The following is a 25,375-nucleotide window of genomic DNA, read 5'->3' as shown; positions in this document are numbered from 1 at the left end:
GTCAACGCGCCTGGGGGCGGCGGGGTACGGGGGGTGGGCGTTGCCGTGATGCTGTGCTGCGTACCGCTCCTCGACACAAAGAGGTCATCGTGGCTCTGTCTTCCAGGCGCCGCCGATCCGGGCTGATCGCCCTCGGTGCCGCCCTCACACTGGCCGGCGGGTTCACCCCACCCGGCACGGGGGCGTCGGCCGCCCCGCCGAACAACCCGGCCCGCCCCGTCGGCCAGCCGCCGGCAGCGCCGGGCCGGGCGTCCACCGTCACCCTGATCACCGGCGACGTCGTCACCGTCACGACCGCGGCCGACGGCAGCACCGTCTCGACCGTCCGCCGGCCGGACGGCAGCACGCCGACCTTCCACCGTACGGTGCTCGACGGCGACACCTACGTCTACCCGGACGCCGCGCTGCCGTACGTCACCGGCGGTCTGCTGGACCGCAAACTGTTCAACGTCACCGACCTCATCGCCGACGGGTACGACGACGCGCACTCGGACGCGTTGCCGCTGATCGTGACGCTCACCGACGCCGCGGCCCGCGCCCGCACCCGGCCCACCGTGGACGGTGCCGAGCTGGTCCGGCCGCTGGACAGTGTGCGGGGCGCCGCGCTGACCCGCCCGCGTGGCACCGCCGAGAAGTTCTGGGGCGCGCTCACCACCGGCACGGCCCGCCGCGCCGGTGCCGCCCCGACGCTCGCGGGCGGCATCGCCAAGGTCTGGCTGGACGGCCGGGTGCACGCCGACCTCGCCGAGTCCACCGCGCAGATCGGTGCGCCGGCCGTCTGGGCCGGGGGCAACACCGCCGCCGGTGTCGACGTCGCGGTGCTCGACTCCGGCGCGGACGCCGAGCACCCGGACCTGGCCGGGCAGATCACCGCGTCGAGCAGCTTCGTGCCCGAGGAGCCCGACATCCTCGACTACAAGGGACACGGGACGCACGTCGCGTCGACGATCGCCGGGACCGGCGCCGCGTCCGGTGGTGTCGAGCGGGGCGTCGCTCCCGGCGCCCGGCTGCACGTCGGCAAGGTGCTCAACAGCGAGGGCAGCGGGCAGGACTCGTGGATCATCGCCGGCATGGAGTGGGCCGCCCGTGAGCAGAAGGCCCGGGTCGTCAGCATGAGCCTGGGCGGTGAGGCCACCGACGGCAGCGACCCGATGAGCCAGGCGGTCGACCGCCTCAGCGCCGAGACCGGCGCGCTCTTCGTGATCGCCGCCGGCAACAGCGGCCCGGCGAGCATCGGCAGCCCGGGCGCGGCGAACTCCGCGCTCACCGTGGGCGCCGTCGACTCCACCGACCACCTCGCCGACTTCTCCAGCCAGGGTCCGCGCGCCGGTGACGGTGGGCTCAAGCCCGAGATCACCGCGCCCGGCGTGGACATCCTGGCCGCCCGCTCCCACCAGGTACGCGGGTCCGGGGACTACACGCTGATGAGCGGCACGTCGATGGCGACGCCGCACGTGGCGGGCACGGCCGCGCTGGTCGCCGCCGCGCACCCCGACTGGACCGGTCAGCGCATCAAGGAGGCGCTGGTCAGCACCGTCAAGGCCACCCCGGACTACACCCCGTACCAGGCCGGCGCGGGCCGGGTGGACGCGGTCGCCGCCGTGCACGCCACCGTCTTCGCCACGCCGAGCGCCTACTCCGGCTTCCAGGCGTGGCCGCAGCAGCCCGGCGGGACTGTCGACCGGACGGTCACCTACACCAACACCGCCAGCACGCCGATCACGCTGACGTTGTCCGTCGACGCGCCGACCGCGCCGGCCGGCCTCTTCGCCCTGTCGGCCGACACGGTCACCGTGCCCGCCGCCGGCACCGCGACGGTGACGCTCACCGCGGCGTACGACCGGCTGCCGGTCGAGAAGCAGGTCAGTGGCGCGATCATCGCCACCGACGGCGCCGGTACGGTGCGCGGTCGCACCCTGATCGGGGCGGGCAAGGAGGGCCAGCGGCAGAACCTGACGCTTGTCGCGAAGGACCGGGACGGCAAGCCGCTCGCCGGCAAGGTCATCCTCACCACCGACGGCCTGTTCACCGCCGTTGACCTGCCCGAGAGCGGCACCGCGACGCTGCGGCTGCCGGTGGCGAACTGGTCCGGTTGGCTCACCACCGACGTGCGCGGTGTGCACGGGCCGCGCTCCAAGGGCATGGCGATGCTCGGCTTCACCGACGTCAACCTGAACACCGACCGCACCGTCACCCTGGACGCGCGGGCCGCCCGCCAGGTGCGCGCCGAGGTGCCGCAGGAGGCCACCGCCACCGCGCTGCGGATGGACATCCACCGGTCCACCGCGAACGGCCTCACCGAGAGCCAGGTGCTGCCCGACGACTCGTACGACAGCATGTGGGCGCTGCCGACGGGCCGCGCCGTCACCGACGGCGAGTTCGAGTTCGGCGCCCGGTGGCGGCTGGAACAGCCGGCGCTGACCGTGGCGGCCGGCGGCCGGTCGTACGACGATCTGCTGGTCAAGCGGGCGACCCCCGCACTGCCGGCGGGTCGCCGCCAGATGGACGCGGTGTACGTCGCCGACGCGTCGGCGGCCGGGCTGGCGAAGCACCCCGTCCGGGACCGGGCGGTGGTTGTCCGGCGCAGCGACACCGTGGACATCGCCGCCCGGGCGCAGGCCGCCGCGGCGGCCGGGGCGACGCTGCTGCTGGTGGTCAACGACGGCGTCGGCCGGCTCCAACCGTGGGACGAGGCGGCGTGGAGCCCGGAGAGCCCGGCCCCGGTGACCGTGGCGACGCTCGGCGCCGACGAGGGCGACCAGCTCATCGCGGCGCTGGAGCGCGGCCCGGTGCGGCTGACCGTCGACTCGCACCCGGAGACGACCTACCTGTACGACGTGGCGCACCACTGGAGCGGCGCGGCGCCGGCCGACCCCACCTACCGGCCGACGAAGCGGCAACTGGCCCGGGTCGACGTGGAGTTCCGCAACTACCGGCAGGGCAAGGCGCTGGAGTTCCGCACCGACGTCTGGCGGGGTTGGGCGTCGAGCAACCAGGAGCCCGCCCCGGCGCAGGGCCGGCGGACCGACTGGGTGAGCGCCGACCAGCGGTGGGTCGACGACGCGTTCATCGCCGGTGAGACCGGCCAGCACCTGATGGCGGTGGCCACCTACCCGGCGGACCGGTCGAGTCGGGTCGAGTGGTTCGGGCCGATCCAGCGGCCCCGGATGGGCGGGGGTTACGTGCCGGTCCGGTACCTGGACACCGTCTACCTGCCCGCGCCCGGCTGGGGCGACGGTGGTGGGCACATCGGTGAGGCGTACGCCAACTTCGACATGGTCAACCGGACCACCCTCTACCAGGGCGACAAGGAGCTGAACTGGGGTAACGCCGAGTACCTGCAGGTGGGCGGTCTGCCCGCGCAGCGGCTGCCGTACCGGTTGGTGGTGGAGAACGACAGGGCGGCGTGGACCAACCCGTACTCCCGGCAGACCCGCACCGAGTGGGGCTTTCGCTCGGCGGCCACCGGCGCGGAGTCCTCGGAGGTGCTGCCGATGATCCAGCTGGACTACCAGGTGGCCATCGACCGCGACGGTACGGCGTCGCGGCGGGTGCCGCTCACCGTGGTCGCCTCCCACCTGCCCGGAGTGTCGGGCACGGTGGGCCCGGTGACCGTCGAGGTGTCCTACGACGACGGCAGGACCTGGCAGAAGCCGCGGCTCACCCGCCACGGCGACGGTTGGCGTACCACCCTGGACGCCCCGGCGAAGGCCCGCTTCGTGAGCCTGCGGACCAGCGCGCGGGACACGGCCGGCAACACCGTGAGCCAGAGCATCACCCGGGCGTTCGGTCTGCGGTGAGGGCGGCCGGCCGCCGGTCGGGGTGCCGCACGCATCCCGGTCGGCGGCCGGCGTCGTCGCGGGCTCAGTCGGCGGTGTGGCTCAGTCGGCGGCGGTGTGGCTCAGCCGGTGCCCTCCGGGCGGTCGAGGAAGTGCAGCCGCGCCTGCTTCTCGGGCAGGTCGATCACCGGGCCGGCCCGGAACCCGCTGCGCAGGAGCCGCCGCAGCATCCGGTCGTTGCGGACGTCCGGTTCCATCACGACCCGCAGTCGGGTCGGGTCGGTGAAGACGAACTCCAGGATCGCGCCGAACAACGCGCCGGTGAAACCCCGCTCGACGCTTCCCGGGGGCCCGACGAGCAGGTGGACGCCGATGTCTCCGGGGCGCACCTCGTAGCACCCGCCGACCGGATCGGCTCCCGGCTCGTACGTCTGCACCAGCGCCGCCGGCACGCCGTCGCGGTGCGCCAGGTACGCGTGGTGCGTGGTGAGCGAATCCAGGTACGCGTAGATCTCCCGCACCCGCTCGCGGCTGGCCTCGCGCATTCCCCAGAACCGGGCCCGCTCGGTCGTGACCCAGCCGTGCAGCAGGTCGGCGTCCTCGTCCGGGCGCACCGGGCGGATGGTGACCACCCCGAACCCGGGGACGTCGCGCCGGTGGTGCTGACCGTCAGTGCTCATCGGTCTCCTCGGTGAGGCGGTCCCAGTCCGTGGTGACCGGCAGCAGTTCGCCGGCCAGCCACGCGGGCTGCTGGTCGTCGTGGTGCGGATCGCCGGGCACGCCGCTGGCGCCCAGCGGGACCACCCAGCGGCTGTCCTGGCGGCGGGCCAGGTCCCAGACGAACCGCGCGGCCGGCCCCCGGAAGCACGCGTGGGTGACCCCGGGCACGCTGGAGGTGGCCAGCACGCAGTCGTGGTCGCCGTCGAGGCGGGGACCGGGTGTCGCGTCCGGGTCGGGCAGCGCCCGCCAGGCCGCCAGCCGGTGCAGGTCACCCCAGGGCACCGGGCCGGCCGCCGCGGCGGCGACCTCCTCGGCCGCCGCGCGTACCTCCGCCGCCGGGTCCACGCCGGGCAGCGACCTGCCGGCGAGCAGGTGCTCCAGCGCGTAGCCGACCCGCGGCGTCAGCGCCAACCAGGGCGCGAACACCTCGGGGTACGCGGGCGGCTCGGCCAGCGTGGCCAGGGCCGGGTGGGCGGCGATCCGCCGGACGACAGCGGCCCGCAGGAGGGCGAAGTCCGCCGCGTCGGTGCTGTCGGCGCTCATCCGGCGGTCCCAGCGCAGCAGCCGGTCGCGCAGCGCGGCGGCGGCGGGGCCGAGCCCTCCCAGCCCGTCGAGCACCGCGAGCAGCGGTCCGGCCGAGCCGAGGTGCGTGTCGGTGTGCACGGCGGGCATCTGCGTGGCCGTCCAGTCCCGGCCCGCGTCGAGCAGCTCGGTGATCCGGCGCGCGCGGTGCCCGGCGGCGAACTCGACGCCGAGCGGCGCCGCCAGCCCCCGCTCGTTGGCCATCACCGCCCGGCCGGTCACCTCGGCGCGGGGCATCGGCGCGTGCCAGCCGCGCCAGGCGTACGCGGCCTCCCAGGCCGGGACCACCCGGCGGCAGTTGTCCGGGTGCCGCAGCGGCACCACCCCGGCGACCCGGTGCAGCAGCCCGCCGGCGGTGTCCGCCGCCTGCACCACGTTGACCGGCTCCACCCAGTGCCGCAGGGCGTTGTCCACATCGGACACGGTGCGGGCACGCAGGAGCTCCGGTAGCGCCGCGAACCCCAGCTCGCCGCGCACCCGGGGCGGGTAGCGCAGGCTCACCGCCGTCTCGTCGTCCGGCCCGCCGGCGATCACCGGCCCCCGGTCGGTCTCCACCACCTCCACCTGGACCGGGTCCGCGCCGGCCACCTCGATCGTCTCGACGTGGACGTGCGCCTCGCGCCAGCCGTCCGGGCCGAACGCCTGCACCCCGGTGTCGTGCCGGCGCAGCCGCTCGGCGTAGACGTCCTGGTAGTCGGCCATGGCGTTGGTGATCGCCCACGCCACCGCCTGGGTGTGGCCGAAGTGCGCGATGCCCGGGACGCCGGGCACGGCCAGGCCGACAACGTCGTACTCCGGGCAGGCCAGCCGGATCTGCTGGTAGACGCCCGGGTCCTCCAGAATCCGGTGTGGGTCGCCGGCGAGCAGCGCGGCGCCGGTAGCGGTGCGGGAACCGGCGAGCAGCCAGCCGTTGCTGCCGGCGACGGCCGGCCCGTCGGTGGCGAACACCTCGACCGCCGCCGGGCCGAGGCACCGTGCGACGTGCTCGCGCCAGAGCTTGCCGGGGAACCCCGCGAACAGGATGTGGTGCCCCAGCCACACCGCGAGCGGCGTCCACGGGTCCCACCGCCCCGGGGTCAGGCCGGTGGCGGCGAACTCCGGCGCGCGGGCCGCCCCGGCGGCGAGGCCGGCGTTCACCCCGTCCACGTACGCGCCCACCCATTCGGCGGTCGCCGCGTCCAGGTTGGCGTGGCAGCGGCGGGCGGTGTCGTCGAGCCGGACCTGGCGGGCGAACCGGTCCCAGGCGAGCGCGTCGACGCCGAGGAAGGCCGCGCTGGTGCCCGCCGACCGGTGCCGCTCCACCTCGATCTGCCACGCCCGGTCGTACGCGGTCACCCGACCCTGTGCCGTCGCGAGGGCGAGCGGGTCGTCGGCGCGTACGTGCGGCACGCCCCACCTGTCGCGAAAGAGCCGCGTGCTCATGCCGGCTCGGTCGCGCGTCGACGGGCTGCGGGGACGACAAGCGGGGTGCCCGTCTCCGGGTCGTCGATGACCCGGCAGGGCAGCCCGAACACGTCGGCCACCAGATCGGCGGTGACCACCTCGCGGGGATCACCGGCGGCCACCACCCGCCCGTCACGCATCGCGATGAGGTGGGTGGCGTACCGGGCGGCGTGGTTGAGGTCGTGCAGCACCGCGACCAGCGTACGGCCCTGCTCCTCGTGCAGCCGGGCGCACAGGTCCAGGATCTCGATCTGGTGGGCGATGTCGAGGTACGTGGTCGGCTCGTCGAGCAGCAGCAGTGGTGTCTGCTGGGCCAGTGCCATGGCGATCCAGACGCGCTGGCGTTGGCCGCCGGACAGCTCGTCCACCGGCCGGTCGGCGAGGTCGGCGACCCCGGTGGCGGCCATCGACTCGTCGACGATCCGTTCGTCCTCGCGCGACCACTGCCGCAGCAGACCCTGGTGGGGGTAGCGGCCCCGGGCGACCAGTTCGGCGACGCCGATCCCGTCCGGCGCGATCGACGACTGCGGCAGCAGGCCGAGGGTGCGGGCGACAGTGCGGGCGGGCTGGTCGTGGATGTCCCGACCGTCCAGCAGCACCGCGCCGGCGCTCGGGCGCAGCATCCGCGACAGCGCGCGCAGCAGCGTCGACTTGCCGCACGCGTTCGGTCCGATGATCACCGTGAACGACCGGTCGGGCACCGCCACGGTCAGATCCTCGGAGATGGTGCGCCGGTCGTAGGCGAGGGTCAGCGCGGTGCCGCCGAGGCGGGATGTCATGGGGGCTCCTTCGAAAGGGGTGTTCACAGCCGGCCCGCCCGGCGTTCGACGGCCAACAGCCAGACCAGGTAGCCGCCGCCGAGCACTCCGGTCACCACGCCGACCGGCAGTTGGTGTCCGCTGAACGCGCGTTGGGCCAGCAGGTCGGCGCCGACCAGCAGGGCCGAGCCGACCGCCATCGAGGGCAGCAGGTTCGGGCCGGGCGCCCGGGTCAGCCGCTTGGCCACGTGCGGCGCGACGAGCGCCACGAACGACACCGGGCCGGCGGCCGCCGCCGCGAACGAGACCAGCAGCACTGCCGCGGCGAGCAGCACCAGGCGCAGCCGGCGGACCGGCACGCCGAGCGCGTTGGCCGTGTCGTCGCCCAGCTCCATCATCCGTAGCGCCGGGGCGCAGGCGACGAGCAGCAGCGGCGCCAGCACTGCGGTGACGGCGAGCAGCGGCCCGGCGTTGGCCCAGCCCCGCCCGTCCAGGCTGCCGGTGAGCCAGAGCACCGCGCGGGCGGCGTCCATCAGCGGGGCCCGGGTCAGCAGGTAGCCGTTGACGCCGGTGAGGATCGCTGCGACTCCGATGCCGACCAGGACGAGCCGGTAGCCGTGCACGCCGCGTCGCCAGGCGAGCGCGTAGATCAGCAGGCCGGTGGCGAGCCCGCCGACGACCGCGGCGCCGGCCAGGGCCAGGCTGCCGCCGCCCAGGACGACCACCACCAGCGCGCCGGTCGACGCGCCCTGGGTGAAGCCGAGGATGTCCGGGCTGCCCAGCGGGTTGCGGACCAGCGACTGGAAGACCGTGCCGCCCAGCGCCAGCGCGGCGCCGACCAGCAGGGCGGTGACCAGCCGGGGCAGGCGCAGCTCGGTCACGATGAACTGCTCCGCCGCGCTGCCGCCGCCGGTCAGGGTGCGCAGCACGTCGGTCGGGCCCATCGGATAGTCGCCGCTGCCTATCGCGACCAGACCGAGGCCGGCGGCGAGCACCGCCGCGCCGACACCGACGGCCAGGGCGCGGGGGCGGAACCGGACCGACAACCCACCGGGGGTACGGATCACCGTCACCTCGCGGCTCCCATTCGCCGTGCGCGACTGCTGGTGCGCGCGCTCACGGGTGCGCCACCCGTCCCCGGGTGACCAGCCACAGAAAGAGCGGGCCGCCCAGCACTGCGGTGACCATGCCGACCTGGAGTTCGCCGGGGCGGCCGAGCACCCGGCCCAGCACGTCGGCGCCGAGCAGCAGCACCGGCGCGAGCACCGCGCAGTACGGCAGCAGCCAGCGCAGGTCGGGCCCGGTCAGCGCGCGTACCAGGTGGGGCACCAGCAGGCCGACGAAGACGATCGGGCCGCAGGCCGCGGTCGCCGCGCCGCAGAGCAGGGTGACCGCGACGATCACTGCGGCCCGGATCAGGGCCGGTCGGGCGCCCAGGGCCCGGGCCGCGTCGTCGCCGAGCGCGAGGGCGTTCAGCGGACGGGCCGCGCCGAGCGCGACGAGCAGGCCGACCAGGATGAACGGCGCCACCCGGGTCACGGTCGCGGAGTCCGCGCTGGCCAGCGAACCGACCGTCCAGAACCGCAGCCGGTCCAGCGAGGCGGTGTCCAGCAGCATGACCGCGCTCACGAACGAGTACAGGGTGGCGTTGAGCGCCGCGCCGGCCAGCGCGAGGCGGGCCGGGGTGGCGCCGCGCCCGCCGCCCACGGCGTAGACCAGCGCGGTGACCACTGCGGCGCCGAGCAGCGCGAACCAGACGTACCCGCCGATGGCGGTGACGCCCAGGAAGGCGGCGGTGGCCACGGCGGCCGACGCGCCCGCGTTGATACCGAGCAGCCCGGGGTCGGCGAGGGGGTTGCGGGTGAGTGCCTGCATCACGGCGCCGGCCACTCCGAGCGCCGTGCCGGCGAGCAGCCCGAGCAGGGTGCGGGGCAGGCGCATCCGGTGCACCACCGCGTACTCGGCGGCGTCGCGGTGCAGCAACCCGGACCAGACGTCGGCGAGCGGCAACGACTTCGCGCCGACCGCGATGCTGAGCACCAGGATCACGCCGAGCAGCGCGACGGCGCCGAGCAGGCCGGCGGCGCGGGCCGCCCGGTGTCGCTTGGGGTGAGGAGCCGTCGACCGGTCCGGCACGGAGGGTGCCGGTGCGGTGACGGTGGGTGTGGCGTCCAGTGTGGGCTCCGGGGGTGTGGCGACACGGCGAACCGCTGTTGACAACAAGCGAGGTTAGGCTAACCTAACCCCGCAGTCCCGGTCGACCCCGACCTTCCCTTGATCGAAAGACGACACCATGCCCGATGCACTCTCCGCCCGTCGCCTCTCTCGTCGTGGCCTGCTGGCCGCCGGCGGTGCCGCCACGCTGGCCGCGCTGCTCGCCGGCTGCGGCAAGGATGACGCCGCCAAGCCCGCTGGCAACAGCAACGCTGGCGGCCCCTGGTCGTTCACCGACGACCGCAACAAGAAGATCGAGGCGGCGGCCCGCCCGACGCGCGTGGTGGCCTTCACGGGAGTGGCGGCAGCACTGGTCGACTTCGGTCTCGACAAGCAGCTTGTCGGGGTGTTCGGGGAGACCAAGCGGGCCAACGGCACCGCCGACCCGCAGGCCGGCGACCTGAACATCGAGGGCGTCGAGATCCTCGGCAACGTGTGGGGTGAGTTCAGCCTGGAGAAGTACGCGGCCCTGCGCCCCGACCTGCTCGTCACCCACATGTACGACCCGGACGCCCTCTGGTACGTGCCGGACGAGAGCAAGGACAAGATCCTGCCGCTCGCGCCCAGCGTGGCGGTCACCACCGCCCGGGTGCCGATGACCAAGCCCATCGAGCGGTACGCCGCCCTGGCGCAGTCGCTCGGCGCCGACCTCTCGGCCAAGAAGGTCACCGACGCGAAGACCCGCTTCGACGCCGCCGCCGACGCCGTCCGCCAGGCCGTCAAGGCCAACCCGGGCATCAAGGTGATGGCCTGCTCCGGCAGCCCCGACCTGTTCTACGTCTCCAACCCCAAGATCAGCACCGACCTCATGTACTTCGCCGAGCTGGGCGTCGACATCGTGGTCCCCACCAAGCTCGAGGCCGGCGACTACTTCGAGGCGCTCAGCTGGGAGAACGCCGGCAAGTTCCCCGCCGACCTGATCCTGCTGGACAACCGCAGCACCGCCCTGCAACCCAAGGACCTCACCGCCAAGCCGACCTGGCAGCAGCTGGCCGCCGTACGGGCCAACCAGGTGACCCCGTGGGACGCGGTGCCCCGCTTCTCGTACGCCGGCGCCGCGCCGCTGCTGGAGAACCTCGCCACCGCCATCCGGAACGCGAAGAAGGTCAGCTGACGCCATGAGTACCAGCACCGTCGAACCCGTCGCCCTGCAGTACCGCTTCTTCGCCGCGCACGTCGTGCGGGCCCGACAGGTCGGCGCCTCGCTGATCCGGGTCACCTTCGGCGGCGCGGAGCTGACCGGCTTCGCCGGCGGCGGCCGGGACCAGAGCGTCTCGCTGTTCCTGCCGCAACCCGGGCAGGACGCCCCGGTCGTCCCGGTCGAGCGGGGCGAGGACTGGTTCGGCGCGTGGCGGGCCCTCCCGCCGGACGTCCGGGCGGTCATGCGCTCGTACACCATCCGGGAGCACCGCCCGGCGGCCGGCGAGGTGGACATCGACTTCGTCGGCCACGGCGGCACCGGTCCCGCCTCCCGGTGGGCCAGCCTGGCGGGGTTCGGTGACCGGGTGCTGCTGCTCGGCCCGGCGGTGTACGACAACCGCAGCGTCTGCTTCCGCCCGCCGGACGACACCGACCTCGTGGTGCTGGCGGCCGACGAGACGGCGTTGCCGGCCACCGCCGGGATCCTGGCCTGGCTGCCCGCCGGCACCCGGGTGCGGGCCTGGATCGAGGTCCCGGACGCCGCGGACATCACCGACCTGCCCACCGAGGCCGCTGCGGAGATCCGCTGGATCGTGCGCGGCAGCACCGCACCCGGCAGTGACCTGCTGGTCAGCGCGCTGCGCGCCGCGCGGCTGCCCGCCGGCACCCCGTACGCCTGGATCGCCGGCGAGTCCGGCGCGGTGCGGGCGCTGCGCCGGCACCTGGTCGGCGAGCGCGGCTTCGACCGTCGACGGGTGACCTTCGCCGGCTACTGGCGGCGCGGGCGGTCCGAGGAGGACCTGCGCGCCGAGGCGCTGGCCGGCGCCACCGCCTGAGTAGCGACTCACCACACACGCAGCACGGCCCCCGGCGCGGACGCGCCGGGGGAGGGTTCCGGCTGCCCATCGTCGAGAACGTGGAGGACATCTTCGTGACCGTGCCGACGTACCCCGTCGAGACCGACCCGCCCGTGCCGGCCGGGGCGCAAGCCGCCGCACCACCGGTGCCGACCGGCGCGCTGCCCGCGGCCCGGGCGCAGCTGCTGCACGACGGCTCGGTCGAGCAGTACCGGCGGGCGATCGCCGACGGCGTCGACCGGGTCGCCCGCCGGGTCGCCACCGTGGACCGGCCCGTCACCGGCATCGCTCCGGCCGAGCTGGCCTCCCTCGTGAGCACCGTCGACCTGGACCGGCCCCTTGGCGACGCCGGCGCGGCCCTGGACGAGCTGGAGGACGTCTACCTGCGCGACGCCGTCTGGTTCCACCACCCGCGCTACCTGGCCCACCTCAACTGCCCGGTGGTCATCCCGGCGCTGCTCGGCGAGGCGGTGCTGAGCGCGGTGAACTCCTCCCTGGACACCTGGGACCAGAGCGCCGGCGCCACGCTCATCGAACGTCGACTGATCGACTGGACCGCCGCCCGGGTCGGCCTCGGCCCGGACGCCGACGGCGTGTTCACCAGCGGGGGCAGCCAGTCCAACCTCCAGGCGCTGCTGCTGGCCCGGGAGGAGGCGTGCGCCGGCGCGACCACCCCGGCGGCCCGCACGGAGCTGCTGCCCCGACTGCGTGTGCTCACGTCCGCCGCCGGGCACTTCAGCGTGCAGAAGTCGGCCAAGCTCCTCGGCCTCGCCCCGGACGCGGTGATCGCGGTGCCCACCGACGCGCAGCGGAGGATCCAGCCCGCCGCCGTCCACGACGAGATCGCCCGGTGCCGGCAGGCCGGACTCGTCGTGATGGCCGTCGTCGGCACCGCCGGCACCACCGACTTCGGCTCCATCGACCCCCTGGCCGAGCTGGCCGGGATCTGTTCGGCGGCCGGCGTCTGGCTGCACGTCGACGCCGCGTACGGCTGCGGGTTGCTCGTCTCGTCGACGCGCCGGCACCTGCTCGACGGCATCGAGCGGGCCGACTCGGTGACCGTCGACTACCACAAGTCGTTCTTCCAGCCCGTCAGCTCCAGCGCCCTGCTGGTCCGCGACCGGCGGGCGCTGCGGCACGCCACGTACCACGCCGACTACCTCAACCCGGCGCGGATGGTGCAGCAGCAGATCCCCAACCAGGTCGACAAGAGCCTGCAGACCACCCGGCGGTTCGACGCGCTCAAGCTCTGGCTGACCCTGCGGGTGATGGGCCCGGACGCGCTCGGCGCGCTCTTCGACGAGGTGGTCGACACCGCGGCCGTGGCGTGGCAGCTCGTCAGCGAGGACCCGCGTTTCGAGGTGGAGACCCCCTCGCAGTTGAGCACCGTGGTCTTCCGCTACCTGCCCACCGGCCCGGGCCGCGAGCTGGCCGACGCCGCCAACCTGTACGCCCGGGAGGCGCTGGCCGCCTCCGGCCTCGCCGTGGTCGCCGGCACCCGGGTTGACGGCCGGCACTTCCTCAAGTTCACGCTGCTCAACCCGGCCACGACAGTCGACGACGTCGGCCAGGTGCTCGAACTGATCGCCGGCCACGCCACCCGGTACGTGCGCGACACCCTCGCCGCCGACCTGACCTGCCCCGTCGGCTGACCCCTAACCCGCGCCTGGAGAAGAAGATGTCCACCCACGACTTCGTCGCCATCGGGCTCGGCCCGTACAACCTGGGCCTGGCCTGCCTCACCGCGCCGATCGACGAGCTGGACGGGGTGTTCCTGGAGGCCCGTCCGAGCCTCGCCTGGCACCCGGGCATGCTGCTGGAGTCGGCCCGGTTGCAGACCCCGTTCATCGCCGACCTGGTCAGCCTCGCCGACCCGACCTCGCCGTACTCGTTCCTCAACTACCTCAAGGGGATCGGCCGGCTCTACCCGTTCTACATCCGGGAGAGCTTCTACCCGCTGCGCAGCGAGTACGACGCGTACTGCCGGTGGGCGGCGGCGAAGCTGCCGAACCTGCGCTTCGGTCAGACGGTGACCACAGTGGAGTACGACAGCGCCGACGAGCGGTACGTGGTGCGGGCCACCACTGGCGGGTCCGAGACCGTCACCTACCGCGCCCGGCACCTGGTGCTCGGCACCGGCACTCCGCCGCACCTGCCGGCCGCCGTCGCCGGGCTGAGCGGGGACGCCGTGCACAACTCGCGCTACCTGGAGCACCGGGACGCGCTGCGTACCAAGCGCAGCATCACCGTGGTAGGCAGCGGGCAGAGCGCCGCCGAGATCTATCACGACCTGCTCGGCGACCTCGACCGGTACGGCTACCAGCTGAACTGGGTCACCCGCTCGCCCCGGTTCTTCCCGCTCGAATACACCAAGCTGACGCTGGAGATGACCTCACCGGACTACGTGGACTACTTTCACGCGCTGCCCGAGGCGACCCGCTACCGGCTGGAGGCCGAGCAGAAGGGTCTGTTCAAGGGGATCAACGCCGACCTGATCAACGACATCTTCGACCTGCTCTACGCGCACAGCGTCGACGGGCCGGCGCGCACCCGGCTGCTGACCAACACCGAACTGGTCGACGCCGCCCACCGCGACGGGGAGTACACGCTCGGGTTGCGGCACGTGGAGCAGGAGCGGGACTTCACCCTGCGTACCGAGGGGCTCGTGCTGGCCACCGGCTACCACTACCGGGTGCCGAAGTTCCTGGCCCCGGTGCGCGAGCGGATCCGCTGGGACGCGCACGGCCGCTTCGACGTGGCCCGCAACTACAGCATCGACCACAGCGGGCGGGGCATCTTCCTGCAGAACGCGGGCACCCACACGCACAGCATCACCTCACCGGATCTGGGCATGGGCGCGTACCGCAACTCCTGGATCATCCGCGAGCTGCTCGGCCGGGAGCACTACCCGATCGAGAAGAGCATCACCTTCCAGGAATTCGGGGTGATCTCGTGAGCGTGGTCTTCACCCGCGTCGACGACCGGCTCGGCGCGTTCGCCCTGCGTACCCTCGATCCGGAGGCCGACGCCCCGCTGCTGCACGGCTGGGTGACCCACCCGAAGGCGGCGTTCTGGCTGATGCAGGACGCCGACGAGGCGCAGGTGATCGAGGAGTACCGGCGCATCGCCGCGCACCCGCACCACGACGCGTACCTCGGCCTGTGGCGGGGGAGCCCGGCCTTTCTGGCCGAGCGCTACGACCCGGCCCACGTCGAACTGGTCGGCCTGTACGACCACCAGCCCGGCGACGTGGGCATGCACTTCCTGTGCGCACCCGCCGGCGCTCCCGTGCACGGTTTCACCCGCGCCGTGATCCGCACCGTCATGGCGTGGCTCTTCGCCGACCCGGCGACCCGGCGGGTGGTGGTCGAGCCGGACGTCCGCAACACCGCAGTGCACGCCCTCAACGCCGCCGTCGGCTTCGAGGTGGTCGGCCCGATCGCCAAGCCGGAGAAGGACGCGCTGCTCAGCGTCTGCACCCGCGCCCGGTTCGAGGCCGCCGCCGGCCACGCCGGGCCCACCACCGCCGCCGATCCTGCTGCCGCCACCCGAGAAGAAGGAGCCCCGGCGTGACCACCACCGCCGTCCCCACCCCGCCGACCGTCGCCGGCCACGCCGCCCCCGGCGACCCGGTCGCGCACCTCACCCCGCAGCGCTGGGCGCGGGCCAACCGGATGCTGGTCCGCAAGGCGCTCGCCGAGTTCGCCCACGAACGGCTGCTCACCCCGGAGCCGGTGCCGGGCCCCGACGACAGGCAGTGGTACGAGGTCCGCAGCGACGACGGCGCCGTCACGTACCGGTTCGTCGCCCGGGTGCTCGCCCTGGCCCACTGGCAGGTCGACGCCGACAGCATCACCCGGCACCGGGACGGCGCCGCGCTGGCGCCGGACGCCGTGGACCTGATCGTCGAGCTGCGCGGCACCCTCGGCCTGTCCGCGCGGGTGCTCCCGGTCTATCTGGAGGAGATCACCTCCACCCTCGCCGGTACGGCGTACAAGCTGGCCCGGTCTCTGCCGAGCGCCGCCCAGCTGGCCGGGGCGGACTTCCAGACCATCGAGACGTCGATGACCGAGGGGCATCCCTGCTTCGTGGCCAACAACGGCCGGCTCGGCTTCGGCGTCGACGAGTACCACAGGTACGCCCCCGAGGCCGCCGCGCCGGTACGCCTGGAGTGGCTGGCCGCGCACCGGGACCACTCGACGTTCAGCAGCGCCGCCGACCTGGACTACGACACGCTCATCGCCGGTGAGCTGGACGCGCAGACCCGGGCCCGGTTCGCCGCCACGATGGCCGATCTCGGCCTGGACCTCGCCGACTACCACCTCATCCCGGCGCACCCGTGGCAGTGGTGGAACAAGCTGGCCGTGACGTTCGCGGGGGAGTTGGCCCAACGTCGGCTGGTGCACCTCGGTCCCGGGCCGGACTCGTACCTGGCGCAGCAGTCCATCCGCACCTTCTTCAACGTCACCGAGCCGCGCCGGCACTACGTCAAGACGGCGCTGTCGGTGCTGAACATGGGCTTCATGCGCGGGCTGTCGGCCGCGTACATGGCCGCCACCCCCGCCATCAACGACTGGCTGGCCGACCTGATCGCCGGCGACGAGGTGTTGACCGGGTCGGGCCTGACCGTCATCCGGGAGCGGGCCGCGGTCGGCTACCGGCACCTGCAGTACGAGGCGGCCACCGAGCGGACCTCCCCGTACCGCAAGATGCTTGCCGCGTTGTGGCGCGAGAGCCCGGTGCCCGGCCTGGCACCGGGGCAGCGGCTGTCCACGATGGCCTCGTTGCTGCACGTCGACGACGACGGCGGCTCGTTGGCGGCGGCGCTGATCGACAGGTCCCCCCTGGCGCCCGAGGTGTGGCTGCGCCGCTACCTGGACGCCTACCTGACCCCGCTGCTGCACAGCTTCTACGCCCACGACCTGGCCTTCATGCCGCACGGCGAGAACGTCATCCTGGTCCTCGACGAGCACGACACCGTCCAGCGGGTGATCTTCAAGGACATCGCCGAGGAGATCGCGGTGCTCAGCGCCGACGTCGAGCTTCCGCCGGAGGTGGAGCGGATCCGGGTCGACGTGCCCGACGACACCAAGCTGCTGACCATCTTCACCGACGTCGTCGACTGCTTCCTGCGGCACCTCGGCGCGGTGCTGGTCGAGGCCGGCGCGCTCACCGAGGACGCCTTCTGGGGCACCGTCGCGACCTGCGCCGCCGACTACTTCGAGCGGGTGCCGCACCTGGCCGAACGGGTCCGCCACTACGACCTGTTCGCCCCCGAGTTCGCGCTGTCCTGCCTCAACCGCCTCCAGTTGCGCGACAACCAGCAGATGATCGACCTGACGGACCCGTCGGCCGCCCTCCAGTTCGTCGGCACCCTCACGAATCCGCTGGCCGCCCACGCCCCGGGCCGCTGACGCGTGGCCCCCGCCCCGGGCCGCTGACGCGTCGCCCACGCCCCGGGCCGCTGACGCGTCATCCGCGTCCCGGCCGGCTCTAGGGGTCCGTCCGTCGGTCGGGACGCGTCATCGGTAGTCGGCGACGATCCGACGCTCCACACCGTCGACGGTGATCGGGCCGCCGTGGGGCAGGATCCACTGCGGCCTGGTGTGGCCGAACGGGACGCCGACGCAGACGACCGCGTCCGGGTTGTAGCGGCTCACCACGTCGACGACCGTGTCGCGCTGCTCCTCGCGTAGGCGCGTCCGCTGTTCGGCGGCGGGCCGGCGGGTGTGGTCGGAGACCGGGGGACGGGCGACCAGGACCGCGTCGACGGCGCCGAGGAGACCGCGTTCACCCATCGCGCGGACGATCCAACCGACCTCGCGGGCGGGAAGGAGTTCCTCCGACGTCTCGATGATCAGCACACCGCCGCGCAGGACCTCCGGAGGAAACGGGAAGCGTCCCGCCGTGAGGGTCCACTGGAGGACCTCCAGGCAGCCACCCCAGGCGGGGCCGGTGGCCGTGCGGCGCGGCCCGTACCAGCTCCACGGCTCCGTCGGTTCGCGCTCGCCGAACGACTGCAACGCCCGTGGGTCGGCCCAGTCGATTCCGATGTCCTCGGACTCACCCGGATCGGTGATCTCCAACCGCTCGCCGGTGAGGAGCGCGGCCCGCAGCGACCGGGCGTGGATGTCGTCCACGGCGGGACCGGCGCCGAGGTGCACCTGGGAGGACCCGCCGTAGAAGCTCGCGATGCCGAGCCCCCAGAGCCACTGGTGCAGGTTGGTGTTGTCGCTGGTGCCCAGGAACGGCTTCGGGTCGGCGCGGGCGAGATCGACGTCCAGGTGGGGGATGACAGTGATCTGGTCCTCGCCGCCGATGACGGCGAGAATGGCGCGTACCCGGGGATCGGCGAATGCGGCGTTGATGTCCGCCGCGCGTGCCTGCGCGCTCGCGCCGACCGTGCGGGTGGTCGGGTACTCGACCGGGACGAGGCCGGTCAGGTCGGCGAGCCGTCGCATGGCCTGCTCGTGGATCTCGGGATAGGCGCCGGCAGCGGCGAAGGACGGCGACAGGACCGCGATGCGGTCACCCGGTCGTGCCTTCGGGGGACTCACAAGATCATGCTTCATCCCGAGATTCCACCAGCGACGCCACCGGCGCGCATCCCGTTTTGGGTGCGCCGACCCGGGGACACCGGCCTCGCCGTCTTCGCTGGGTGTTATCGATAACACGAGGTGGCACGCCCTACCGTATCCCCTTCACGGCACCCGCCCTCCCGGCTTCGTACAGAGGTGTACGGCGTACGACTACAGTCATCATCTTGAATTCCTGGGTCGGTGGGCCGTAACATGCCGGACACGGATGTGAACGCTAACGTTCGGACCCCTGCATCCCACCGAGCCCGTCCCGCCCGGTTGTCGCCCCGTCGCCGGTAGCGCTCATCTGGAGGTCCCATGTCGTCCCTGCCCCTCAGCCGACGCCGCGTGCTGCAGGCCGCCGGCGCCACCGCCGTGCTCTCCGCCACCGGAGCCACGACGCTCGGCGCGGGCCCCGCCGCCGCTGCCGAGGTCCCGCCAGCGCGGTCGGACATCGGCGTCGGCGCCTACCCCTTCGAGTTCGGTCAGGTGCGACTGACCGCCGGCCGCTGGCTCGACAACCAGACCCGCACCCTGAACTACCTGCGCTTCGTCGACGTCGACCGGATGCTCTACAACTTCCGCGCCAACCACCGGCTCTCCACCAACGGCGCCGCCACCAACGGTGGCTGGGATGCGCCGAACTTCCCGTTCCGGACCCACATGCAGGGGCACTTCCTGACCGCGTGGGCGCAGGCCTACGCGGTGCTGGGCGACACCACCTGCCGGGACAAGGCGAACTACATGGTCGCCGAGATGGCCAAGTGCCAGGCGAACAACGGCGCGGCCGGGTTCGGCTCGGGATACCTCTCCGGCTTCCCGGAGTCCGACTTCACCGCGCTCGAAGCGCGCACGCTGTCCAACGGCAACGTGCCCTACTACTGCATCCACAAGACGCTCGCCGGCCTGCTCGACGTCTGGCGCTACACCGGCAACACGCAGGCCCGTACGGTGCTGCTGGCCCTCGCCGGCTGGGTCGACACCCGCACGTCCCGGCTCAGCTCCAGCCAGATGCAGTCGATGCTCGGCACCGAGTTCGGTGGCATGAACGAGGTGCTCACCGACATCTACCAGCAGACCGGTGACAGCCGGTGGCTCACCACCGCCCAGCGGTTCGACCACGCCGCCGTGTTCAACCCCCTGGCCTCCAACTCCGACCAGCTCAACGGACTGCACGCCAACACGCAGGTGCCCAAGTGGGTGGGCGCGGCCCGCGAGTTCAAGGCCACCGGGACGACCCGCTACCGGGACATCGCCAGCAACGCGTGGAACATCACCGTCCGGGCGCACTCCTATGTCATCGGCGGCAACAGCCAGGCCGAGCACTTCCGGGCGCCCAACGCGATCGCCGGATACCTCAGCAACGACACCTGCGAGCAGTGCAACACCTACAACATGCTCAAGCTGACGCGGGAGCTGTGGCTGCTCGACCCGAACCGGACCGACTACTTCGACTACTACGAGCGCGCCACGATCAACCACCTGATCGGCGCGCAGAACCCGGCCGACAGCCACGGTCACATCACCTACTTCACCCCGCTCAAGCCGGGCGGCCGGCGGGGTGTGGGCCCGGCGTGGGGTGGCGGCACCTGGAGCACCGACTACAACTCGTTCTGGTGCTGCCAGGGCACCGGCGTGGAGATCAACACGAAGTTGATGGACTCCATCTACTTCTACAGCGGCACGACGCTCACCGTGAACCTGTTCGTGCCCTCGGAGCTGGACTGGTCGCAGCGAGGGATCACGGTCACGCAGAGCACCACGTACCCGGTGAGCGACACCACCACGCTCACCCTCGGCGGCACGATGAGCGGCTCGTGGAGCGTCCGCGTCCGCATTCCGGCGTGGACCAGCGGCGCGACGATCAGCGTCAACGGTGTGGCGCAGTCCGTCACCACGACGCCCGGCAGCTACGCCACCGTCACGCGTACCTGGGCCGCCGGTGACACCATCACGGTGCGTCTGCCGATGCGTGTCGTCGTGCAGCCGACCAACGACAACCCCAGCATCGCCGCCGTCACCTACGGCCCGAGCGTGCTCAGTGGCAACTACGGCAACACCACGCTGAGCGCGCCGCCGGCACTCAACGTCTCGTCCATCGCGCGGACCAGCACCAGCTCGTTGGCGTTCACCGCCACCGCGAACGGGTCCACCGTCAACCTCGGGCCGTTCCAGGACGCCCACGGCTTCAACTACACCGTCTACTGGAACACCAGTGGCAGCAGTGGTGGGGGCAGCCACCGGCTGGTCAACGTCGGCAGCGGGATGGTGCTCGGCATCCAGAACATGTCCACCGCGGACGGTGGGCTGGCTCTGCAGTGGGACGACAGCGGCACCGCCGACCACAACTGGGTGGTGGTGACCGACGGCAACGCCGTCCGGTTCCGCAACGTCAACAGCGGCAAGGTCCTCGGCGTGGAGAACATGTCCACCGCCGACAACGCCCGCGTCCTGCAGTGGGCCGACAACGGCACCGCCGACCACCGGTGGACCCTGGTGGACAACGGCGACGGCACCTACAAGATCCGCAACGTCAACAGCGGCAAGCTGCTCGGCATCCTCAACGGGTCCACCGCGCGTGGCGCGCAGGCCGTCCAGGACTCCGACAACGGCAGCGCGGACAACCGCTGGCGGCTGGTGGCCAACGCCTAGACCGTCACGTCGGCGGCTCGGCCTGTCCGGGGCGTGTGTCGAAATCCTGAACCGGGGACTTCGACACACGCCCTCGGTGCTGTCTGGGCACGGTTCGGGAGATGTTGGAGCACTCTCTTGCGCGGACAGGTCTGTAATGCAAAGCTAACTTCATGACACACGAATCCGCTCCGCAGGCAGACGGTCCTCGCGAGCTGTTGGCGGCCGTGCGCGACCTGACCCGCCAGGTCCATGTCGCCCAGCGCGGCACCTGGTTTCCGCTGCTGGTCCTCGCGGCGGTCACCCTGGTCGCGATACCCGTCTACCGGTACGCCCCCTACCTCGACCTGTTCGGCACCTGCCGGTCCCGTCAAGGGCAGACGGTCTGCATGGAGCCCAGTCCGACGCAGCTCGGATACTGGACCGTCGCGCTGGTGCTCGCGTACGTGGCGATCGCCGGCTTCTACGTCAAGCAGTCCCGACGACGTGGCGTGGGCACCCCGATCCGCCCCTACGTCGTCGTCGGCGTCGCGCTGGCCGCTCTGATGGCCGCCGTGTCGATCTGGCTGACGTACCACCCGCTCGTCCCCGTCCCCGCCGACCCCTTCTCCGTCGACCCGGTCGAGATCGAGGTCGGGCCGACGGCGTGGCTCGTCAACGGGCTGGCCAGTCCCATCGCGGTCATCGCGCTGGCGCTGCTGGTGCTCGCGTGGGTCGAACGCAACCGGGCACTGCTGGCGTACACCCTCGTCTACCTGGCGATCGTGCTGGTGCAGGGCAGCCAGGTCATCCACTCGACCTCGCGGTGGTTCTTCCTGCCGCACCTGCTCGTCCCGGCGGCGCTGCTGCTGCTCGGCAGTGCCGCGTTCGCCCTGTTCAAGCCGAGCACCGAGGTTCCGGCGCGATGACCGACCATCCCACCAACGGTCTCGACGACGTGGTCCACCAGCGCGTCCGGCTGGGCATCCTGGCCATCGCGCACCAGGCTCGCCAGGTCGAGTTCGGCTTCCTGCGCACCACTCTGCAGTTGACCGCAGGCAACCTCGGGCAGCACCTGACCGTCCTGGAGAAGGCCGAGCTGATCCAGATCGAGAAGGGCTACGAGGGCAAGCGCCCGCGCACCTGGGTGACGCTCACCGCTGCCGGTCGGGCGGCCCTGCGCGTCGAGATCGCCCACCTCAAGCAACTCATTCAGGAGGTCGAGCAGGGGGAGGCGGCGCCGGCCGCCGACCGGTGACCGGCGGGCTGAATCACCTCGACGAACCAGCTAGTCGACTGCTCCCGCGCGCCCGAACGCGCGGGCCAGCTGGGCCAGGTCGAGGCCCTCGAAGTGGCGCAGGAACCGCCGGCGTACGGCGGCGAGGTGGCTGGGCCAGGACTCCTGGAGCCGGGCGAAGCCCGCGTCGGTGAGCACCGCGTTCCAGCCGCGCGCATCCTCCTCGCACCGCTCCCGCCTGACCAGGCCCTGCGTCTCCAGCCGGATGATCGTCCGGGTCATGCCGCTCAGGGAGAGGTAGCAGGCCGCCGCCAGCTCGTGCATGCGCATCCGCCGGTCCGGCGCCTCGGAGAGGTTCATCAGGGCGGTGTACTCGGTGAGCGGCAGCTGCCGGTCGTTGACCATGTCGGCGTCGATCGTGCGGGGCATCACGTACATCACCCGGCCCAGGGCGCGGACGAGCGCCTCCTCGTCGGAGTCGAGGGGCCGCAGCGGCTCTGCGGTGGGGTCGGTCATGGTCCCAGCGTAGTTGCTTGATTGAGCAATTGCTTACCCAGCGTGTGATCACGCCCATAGGTCCGTCATTTGCTTGACCAAGCAAGGACCGGCTAGCGTTCCGGCGCCAGGTTCGGACCACTGAAAGGCGCAGCCATGACCAGGATCGGGATCATCCTCGGAAGCACCCGCCCGGGGCGCAACGGCGAAGCCGTCGCCCGTTGGGTCCAAGAGATCGCCCAGCAGCGCACCGACGCGCAGTTCGAGCTGATCGACCTGCTCGACTACAAGCTGCCGCACCTCGACGAGGCGTACCCGCCCGCGATGGGTCAGTACAGCCAGCCGCACACGCTGCGCTGGGCCGAGACCATCGCGTCGTTCGACGGATTCGTGATGGTGACGCCCGAATACAACCACTCGACCTCGGGTGCGCTGAAGAACGCCATCGACTTCCTCTACGCGGAGTGGAACAACAAGGCGGTCGGCTTCGTCAGCTACGGCTCGGTCGGCGGCGCCCGGGCCGTCGAGCACCTGCGCCTGATCGCCGGTGAGCTGCAGATGGCCGACGTGCGCTCGCAGGTCGCGCTGTCCCTCTTCACCGACTTCGAAAACTTCAGCGTCTTCAAGCCCAACGACCACCAGCGGGACGCGCTCAACGTGACCCTCGACCAGGTCGTGGCCTGGAGCGCCGCGCTCGCGCCGCTGCGCCAGGGCTGACCCGCTGCGCGTACGCCCCTGAAACGGCCCCGGGAGTCCCTCCCGGGGCCGTTTCAGGACGACCAGACGTCGTGGGCGGCGCCGGTGGCGACGGCCCGCAGCTTGTCGGGATTGGCGACGTTGTGGATGGCGGCGACCCGACCGTCGGCGTCGACATCGAGGGTGACGGTGGCGATCACCCGGCCCGCGCCGCGGAACACCACGCCCGGCCCGCCGTTGATCTCGGCCAACGCGACTGTCCTGTCGGCGGGCTGGACACCCTGGTAGGGCACCGTGCCGATGGCGGCGAACCAGGTGGCCACCGTGCGGGCGCCCACGATCGGCCGCAGGGCCTGGCGGACCTTGCCTCCGCCGTCGGTCCACAGCGTGACGTCCGGGGACAGCAACTCCAGGAGGGTGTTGATGTCCCCACCGGTGGCGGCGGCGACGAACCGTTCGGTGACCCCGCGCTGGCGGGCGCGATCCGCCGGGAAGCGGGGACGTCGGGCCCGGACGTGCTCGCGGGCGCGGTGCGCGGCCTGGCGCACCGCGGCCTCGGAGCGCTCCACCGCCTCCGCGATCTCGGCGTGGCTGAAGTCGAAGACCTCCCGCAGGACGAACACCGCTCGCTCCAGTGGGCTGAGTGTCTCCAGCACGACCAGCATGGCCATCGACACCGACTCGACGTCCGTGACGGCGTCGGCGGTGTCACCGCTGGTGAGGATCGGCTCCGGCAACCACGGCCCCACGTAGGTCTCGCGTTGACGCTGGGCCGAGCGCAGACGCTGCAACGCCACGTTCGACACGATCCGCGCCAGGTACGCCCTCGGGTCGGCGACCTGCGAACGGTCGGCCGCCGACCAGGCGATCCAGGCGTCCTGCACCGCGTCCTCGGCGTCGGCCGCACTACCGAGGACGCGGTAGGCCACCGCGAACAGCAGGTTGCGGTGGAGGTGGAACACCTGCTGGTCGGCGCCGTCGCCGGGCCGGGTCACCGCGCGTCCCGCAGGCGGGTGAAGCGGCCACCGCGCGGCCAGAACGCGCCGGACGCCGGCATCCGCGACATGCGACGGTACGTCGGCCAGGGGGAGGCACTCACCGTCTCCTTGTACCAGACGGCGGTACGGCCGGTGAGGCACAGCCGGCGCGGACTGTCGTCGGGATGGGTGAACTGCACGAGGGCTTCACGCCGTCCCAGGCTCACCGGTGTGTGGTAGTAGCCGAAGCGGAACGGCTGCGGCTGTCGACCCCGCACGCTGCGGGCGATCGACACCCCGACGTGCACACCTGTCGGCATGCCGCTCTGGCACGTGCCGTGCAGGACGCCGTAGCCCTGCCGGACCGCCGCGGCGTCGCCCACCGCGTACACGTCCGGATGTGAGACCGAGCGCAGCGTCGCGTCGGTGACGACGCGACCGCGATCGTCGACGGTCAGCCCCGCGGCTGCTGCCAGCGGCGACACCCGCGTGCCGCCGGTCCAGAGCACGACCGCGGCGGCCACCGTCCGCCCGTCGGCCAGTTCGACCCCGTCCGGCAGCACCCGCGTCACCGCCGCGCCGGTGTGCACCTGGACGCCCAGGCGCGTGAGGGCGTTACGCAGGTAGGCCCGTGCCTTCGCGTTCATGCCCGCCCCGGGCTCCCGCTGGCCGACGAGCACGACAGTCAGTTCCGGGTGCCGCTCGGCGATCTCGGCCGCCGCCTCGACGCCCGTCAGCCCGCTGCCGGCGACGACGACGGTGCCCGCGCCGAGCCGCGCCAGCCGGTCGGCGAGCGCCGCCGCGTCCGCCGGGCTGTCCAGGGTGTACGCGTGCTCCTGCGCGCCCGGCACCGCTGCCGTGTCGGCGACGCTGCCCAGCCCGTAGACGAGGGTGTCGTAGTGCAGCATCTGGCTGTCGTCGACCCGGACGGTCCGCGCGTGCGCGTCCACAGCCGTCACCCAGCCGCGGACGAACCTCGCGCCGGTTTCCGCCAGCAGGGTGGGGATGGTCAGCTCGGCGACGTCCTGTCCGGTCGCCGTCATGTGCAGCCGCAACCGCTCGGTGAACCGTTCCTGCGCGTTCACCACGGTCACCCGCACGTCGGAGCGTCGCCGGGTGCGCGCCGCGAGTTGGATCGCCGTGGCCATGCCCGCGTAGCCCGCGCCCAGGATCACGACCCGGTGCGGGGTCTGTGCTGTGCTCATCGTGGTGCCTCTCCGCTCGCCGTCCCTCGCCGATCGAGGTGACGACCACGAGATGCGGTACGCCGACCGGTTCGTGACATCGGC

General features: G+C 72.6%; 20 protein-coding genes. 11 read left to right on the top strand and 9 right to left on the bottom strand.

The features are described from left to right. The first annotated feature begins 89 nt into the window (after window positions 1-89). Entirely contained in the window at window positions 90-3,800 is a 3,711-nt protein-coding gene (locus ACLQ27_RS03860; protein ID WP_425865609.1) for a S8 family serine peptidase, read from the top strand. Between the two features lie 101 nt (window positions 3,801-3,901). Here the strand turns inward: ACLQ27_RS03860 and ACLQ27_RS03855 are convergent, their stop codons facing one another. From ACLQ27_RS03855 to ACLQ27_RS03835, 5 genes are read right to left on the bottom strand one after another with little or no spacing between them, the layout of a single operon-like run. Then, window positions 3,902-4,459 carry a GNAT family N-acetyltransferase gene (locus tag ACLQ27_RS03855; RefSeq protein ID WP_357497314.1) on the bottom strand — a complete coding sequence of 186 codons (558 nt, stop codon included), beginning with the start codon at window positions 4,457-4,459 and terminating at the stop codon, window positions 3,902-3,904. After that, window positions 4,449-6,503, bottom strand: a complete 2,055-nt coding sequence (locus tag ACLQ27_RS03850; protein ID WP_425865608.1) for a penicillin acylase family protein — start codon at window positions 6,501-6,503, stop codon at window positions 4,449-4,451. Before ACLQ27_RS03850 ends, ACLQ27_RS03855 begins: the two co-directional genes overlap by 11 nt. Further along, window positions 6,500-7,303 (bottom strand): ABC transporter ATP-binding protein, encoded by an 804-nt coding sequence (locus ACLQ27_RS03845; protein WP_357497310.1) that lies wholly within the window; start codon window positions 7,301-7,303, stop codon window positions 6,500-6,502. The genes ACLQ27_RS03850 and ACLQ27_RS03845 overlap by 4 nt, the downstream gene beginning before the upstream one ends. Window positions 7,304-7,326: 23 nt before the next feature. After that, window positions 7,327-8,355 carry a FecCD family ABC transporter permease gene (locus ACLQ27_RS03840; protein ID WP_357497308.1) on the bottom strand — a complete coding sequence of 343 codons (1,029 nt, stop codon included), beginning with the start codon at window positions 8,353-8,355 and terminating at the stop codon, window positions 7,327-7,329. A 43-nt stretch (window positions 8,356-8,398) separates the two neighbouring features. Continuing rightward, the gene (locus tag ACLQ27_RS03835; protein WP_425865936.1) at window positions 8,399-9,418 is read right to left on the bottom strand and encodes a FecCD family ABC transporter permease; all 1,020 of its coding nucleotides are present in this window, start codon (window positions 9,416-9,418) and stop codon (window positions 8,399-8,401) included. A 157-nt stretch (window positions 9,419-9,575) separates the two neighbouring features. On the opposite strand from ACLQ27_RS03835, the gene ACLQ27_RS03830 reads away from it, so the two are divergent. The 6 genes from ACLQ27_RS03830 to ACLQ27_RS03805 all read left to right on the top strand — a co-directional run bounded on the left by ACLQ27_RS03830 (window position 9,576) and on the right by ACLQ27_RS03805 (window position 16,907). Continuing rightward, on the top strand, window positions 9,576-10,610 hold the full coding sequence (locus ACLQ27_RS03830) for an ABC transporter substrate-binding protein (protein WP_425865607.1): 1,035 nt from the start codon (window positions 9,576-9,578) through the stop codon (window positions 10,608-10,610). A gap of 4 nt (window positions 10,611-10,614) precedes the next feature. After that, window positions 10,615-11,472, top strand: coding sequence for a siderophore-interacting protein (locus tag ACLQ27_RS03825; RefSeq protein WP_357497302.1), 858 nt, complete (start codon window positions 10,615-10,617; stop codon window positions 11,470-11,472). 95 nt (window positions 11,473-11,567) lie between these two features. Next, window positions 11,568-13,145, top strand: a complete 1,578-nt coding sequence (locus tag ACLQ27_RS03820; protein WP_425865935.1) for a pyridoxal phosphate-dependent decarboxylase family protein — start codon at window positions 11,568-11,570, stop codon at window positions 13,143-13,145. Window positions 13,146-13,171: 26 nt separating this feature from the next. Beyond that, window positions 13,172-14,449, top strand: coding sequence for a lysine N(6)-hydroxylase/L-ornithine N(5)-oxygenase family protein (locus ACLQ27_RS03815; protein WP_425865606.1), 1,278 nt, complete (start codon window positions 13,172-13,174; stop codon window positions 14,447-14,449). Beyond that, on the top strand, window positions 14,446-15,066 hold the full coding sequence (locus tag ACLQ27_RS03810) for a GNAT family N-acetyltransferase (RefSeq protein ID WP_425865605.1): 621 nt from the start codon (window positions 14,446-14,448) through the stop codon (window positions 15,064-15,066). Before ACLQ27_RS03815 ends, ACLQ27_RS03810 begins: the two co-directional genes overlap by 4 nt. Window positions 15,067-15,167: 101 nt before the next feature. Beyond that, window positions 15,168-16,907, top strand: a complete 1,740-nt coding sequence (locus ACLQ27_RS03805; protein ID WP_425865934.1) for an IucA/IucC family protein — start codon at window positions 15,168-15,170, stop codon at window positions 16,905-16,907. Window positions 16,908-17,015: 108 nt separating this feature from the next. On the opposite strand, the gene ACLQ27_RS03800 is transcribed toward ACLQ27_RS03805, so the two are convergent. Beyond that, on the bottom strand, window positions 17,016-18,065 hold the full coding sequence (locus ACLQ27_RS03800; protein WP_425865604.1) for a S66 family peptidase: 1,050 nt from the start codon (window positions 18,063-18,065) through the stop codon (window positions 17,016-17,018). A 324-nt stretch (window positions 18,066-18,389) separates the two neighbouring features. Here ACLQ27_RS03800 and ACLQ27_RS03795 point away from each other — a divergent pair, with 324 nt between their 5' ends. The 3 genes from ACLQ27_RS03795 to ACLQ27_RS03785 all read left to right on the top strand — a co-directional run bounded on the left by ACLQ27_RS03795 (window position 18,390) and on the right by ACLQ27_RS03785 (window position 21,939). Continuing rightward, entirely contained in the window at window positions 18,390-20,723 is a 2,334-nt protein-coding gene (locus ACLQ27_RS03795; RefSeq protein ID WP_357497294.1) for a beta-L-arabinofuranosidase domain-containing protein, read from the top strand. Window positions 20,724-20,875: 152 nt separating this feature from the next. Further along, entirely contained in the window at window positions 20,876-21,610 is a 735-nt protein-coding gene (locus tag ACLQ27_RS03790; protein WP_357497292.1) for a hypothetical protein, read from the top strand. Beyond that, window positions 21,607-21,939, top strand: a complete 333-nt coding sequence (locus ACLQ27_RS03785; protein WP_234582541.1) for a winged helix-turn-helix domain-containing protein — start codon at window positions 21,607-21,609, stop codon at window positions 21,937-21,939. The genes ACLQ27_RS03790 and ACLQ27_RS03785 overlap by 4 nt, the downstream gene beginning before the upstream one ends. Before the next feature lie 30 nt (window positions 21,940-21,969). On the opposite strand, the gene ACLQ27_RS03780 is transcribed toward ACLQ27_RS03785, so the two are convergent. Then, window positions 21,970-22,434 carry a MarR family winged helix-turn-helix transcriptional regulator gene (locus tag ACLQ27_RS03780; protein WP_234582540.1) on the bottom strand — a complete coding sequence of 155 codons (465 nt, stop codon included), beginning with the start codon at window positions 22,432-22,434 and terminating at the stop codon, window positions 21,970-21,972. 135 nt (window positions 22,435-22,569) lie between these two features. On the opposite strand from ACLQ27_RS03780, the gene ACLQ27_RS03775 reads away from it, so the two are divergent. Then, on the top strand, window positions 22,570-23,130 hold the full coding sequence (locus ACLQ27_RS03775) for an NADPH-dependent FMN reductase (protein WP_425865602.1): 561 nt from the start codon (window positions 22,570-22,572) through the stop codon (window positions 23,128-23,130). Between the two features lie 53 nt (window positions 23,131-23,183). On the opposite strand, the gene ACLQ27_RS03770 is transcribed toward ACLQ27_RS03775, so the two are convergent. After that, entirely contained in the window at window positions 23,184-24,104 is a 921-nt protein-coding gene (locus tag ACLQ27_RS03770; protein WP_357497289.1) for an RNA polymerase sigma-70 factor, read from the bottom strand. Continuing rightward, window positions 24,101-25,291, bottom strand: a complete 1,191-nt coding sequence (locus ACLQ27_RS03765; RefSeq protein ID WP_357497288.1) for an NAD(P)/FAD-dependent oxidoreductase — start codon at window positions 25,289-25,291, stop codon at window positions 24,101-24,103. Before ACLQ27_RS03765 ends, ACLQ27_RS03770 begins: the two co-directional genes overlap by 4 nt. Window positions 25,292-25,375: the final 84 nt, after the last annotated feature.

This window comes from Micromonospora sp. DT63, from assembly GCF_049841615.1.
Lineage (GTDB): Bacteria > Actinomycetota > Actinomycetes > Mycobacteriales > Micromonosporaceae > Micromonospora.
The sequence above is the reverse complement of the archived record's forward strand: the minus strand, read 5'-3'. Positions and strand labels throughout refer to the sequence as shown.

Coding starts and splice junctions, on each gene's coding strand:
- ACLQ27_RS03855 (WP_357497314.1), bottom strand. CDS start 4,459: ATGAGCACTGACGGTCAGCACCACCGGCGCGACGTCCCCGGGTTCGGG.
- ACLQ27_RS03850 (WP_425865608.1), bottom strand. CDS start 6,503: ATGAGCACGCGGCTCTTTCGCGACAGGTGGGGCGTGCCGCACGTACGC.
- ACLQ27_RS03845 (WP_357497310.1), bottom strand. CDS start 7,303: ATGACATCCCGCCTCGGCGGCACCGCGCTGACCCTCGCCTACGACCGG.
- ACLQ27_RS03830 (WP_425865607.1), top strand. CDS start 9,576: ATGCCCGATGCACTCTCCGCCCGTCGCCTCTCTCGTCGTGGCCTGCTG.
- ACLQ27_RS03825 (WP_357497302.1), top strand. CDS start 10,615: ATGAGTACCAGCACCGTCGAACCCGTCGCCCTGCAGTACCGCTTCTTC.
- ACLQ27_RS03815 (WP_425865606.1), top strand. CDS start 13,172: ATGTCCACCCACGACTTCGTCGCCATCGGGCTCGGCCCGTACAACCTG.
- ACLQ27_RS03805 (WP_425865934.1), top strand. CDS start 15,168: ATGCTGGTCCGCAAGGCGCTCGCCGAGTTCGCCCACGAACGGCTGCTC.
- ACLQ27_RS03800 (WP_425865604.1), bottom strand. CDS start 18,065: ATGAAGCATGATCTTGTGAGTCCCCCGAAGGCACGACCGGGTGACCGC.
- ACLQ27_RS03795 (WP_357497294.1), top strand. CDS start 18,390: ATGTCGTCCCTGCCCCTCAGCCGACGCCGCGTGCTGCAGGCCGCCGGC.
- ACLQ27_RS03790 (WP_357497292.1), top strand. CDS start 20,876: ATGACACACGAATCCGCTCCGCAGGCAGACGGTCCTCGCGAGCTGTTG.
- ACLQ27_RS03785 (WP_234582541.1), top strand. CDS start 21,607: ATGACCGACCATCCCACCAACGGTCTCGACGACGTGGTCCACCAGCGC.
- ACLQ27_RS03780 (WP_234582540.1), bottom strand. CDS start 22,434: ATGACCGACCCCACCGCAGAGCCGCTGCGGCCCCTCGACTCCGACGAG.
- ACLQ27_RS03775 (WP_425865602.1), top strand. CDS start 22,570: ATGACCAGGATCGGGATCATCCTCGGAAGCACCCGCCCGGGGCGCAAC.
- ACLQ27_RS03765 (WP_357497288.1), bottom strand. CDS start 25,291: ATGAGCACAGCACAGACCCCGCACCGGGTCGTGATCCTGGGCGCGGGC.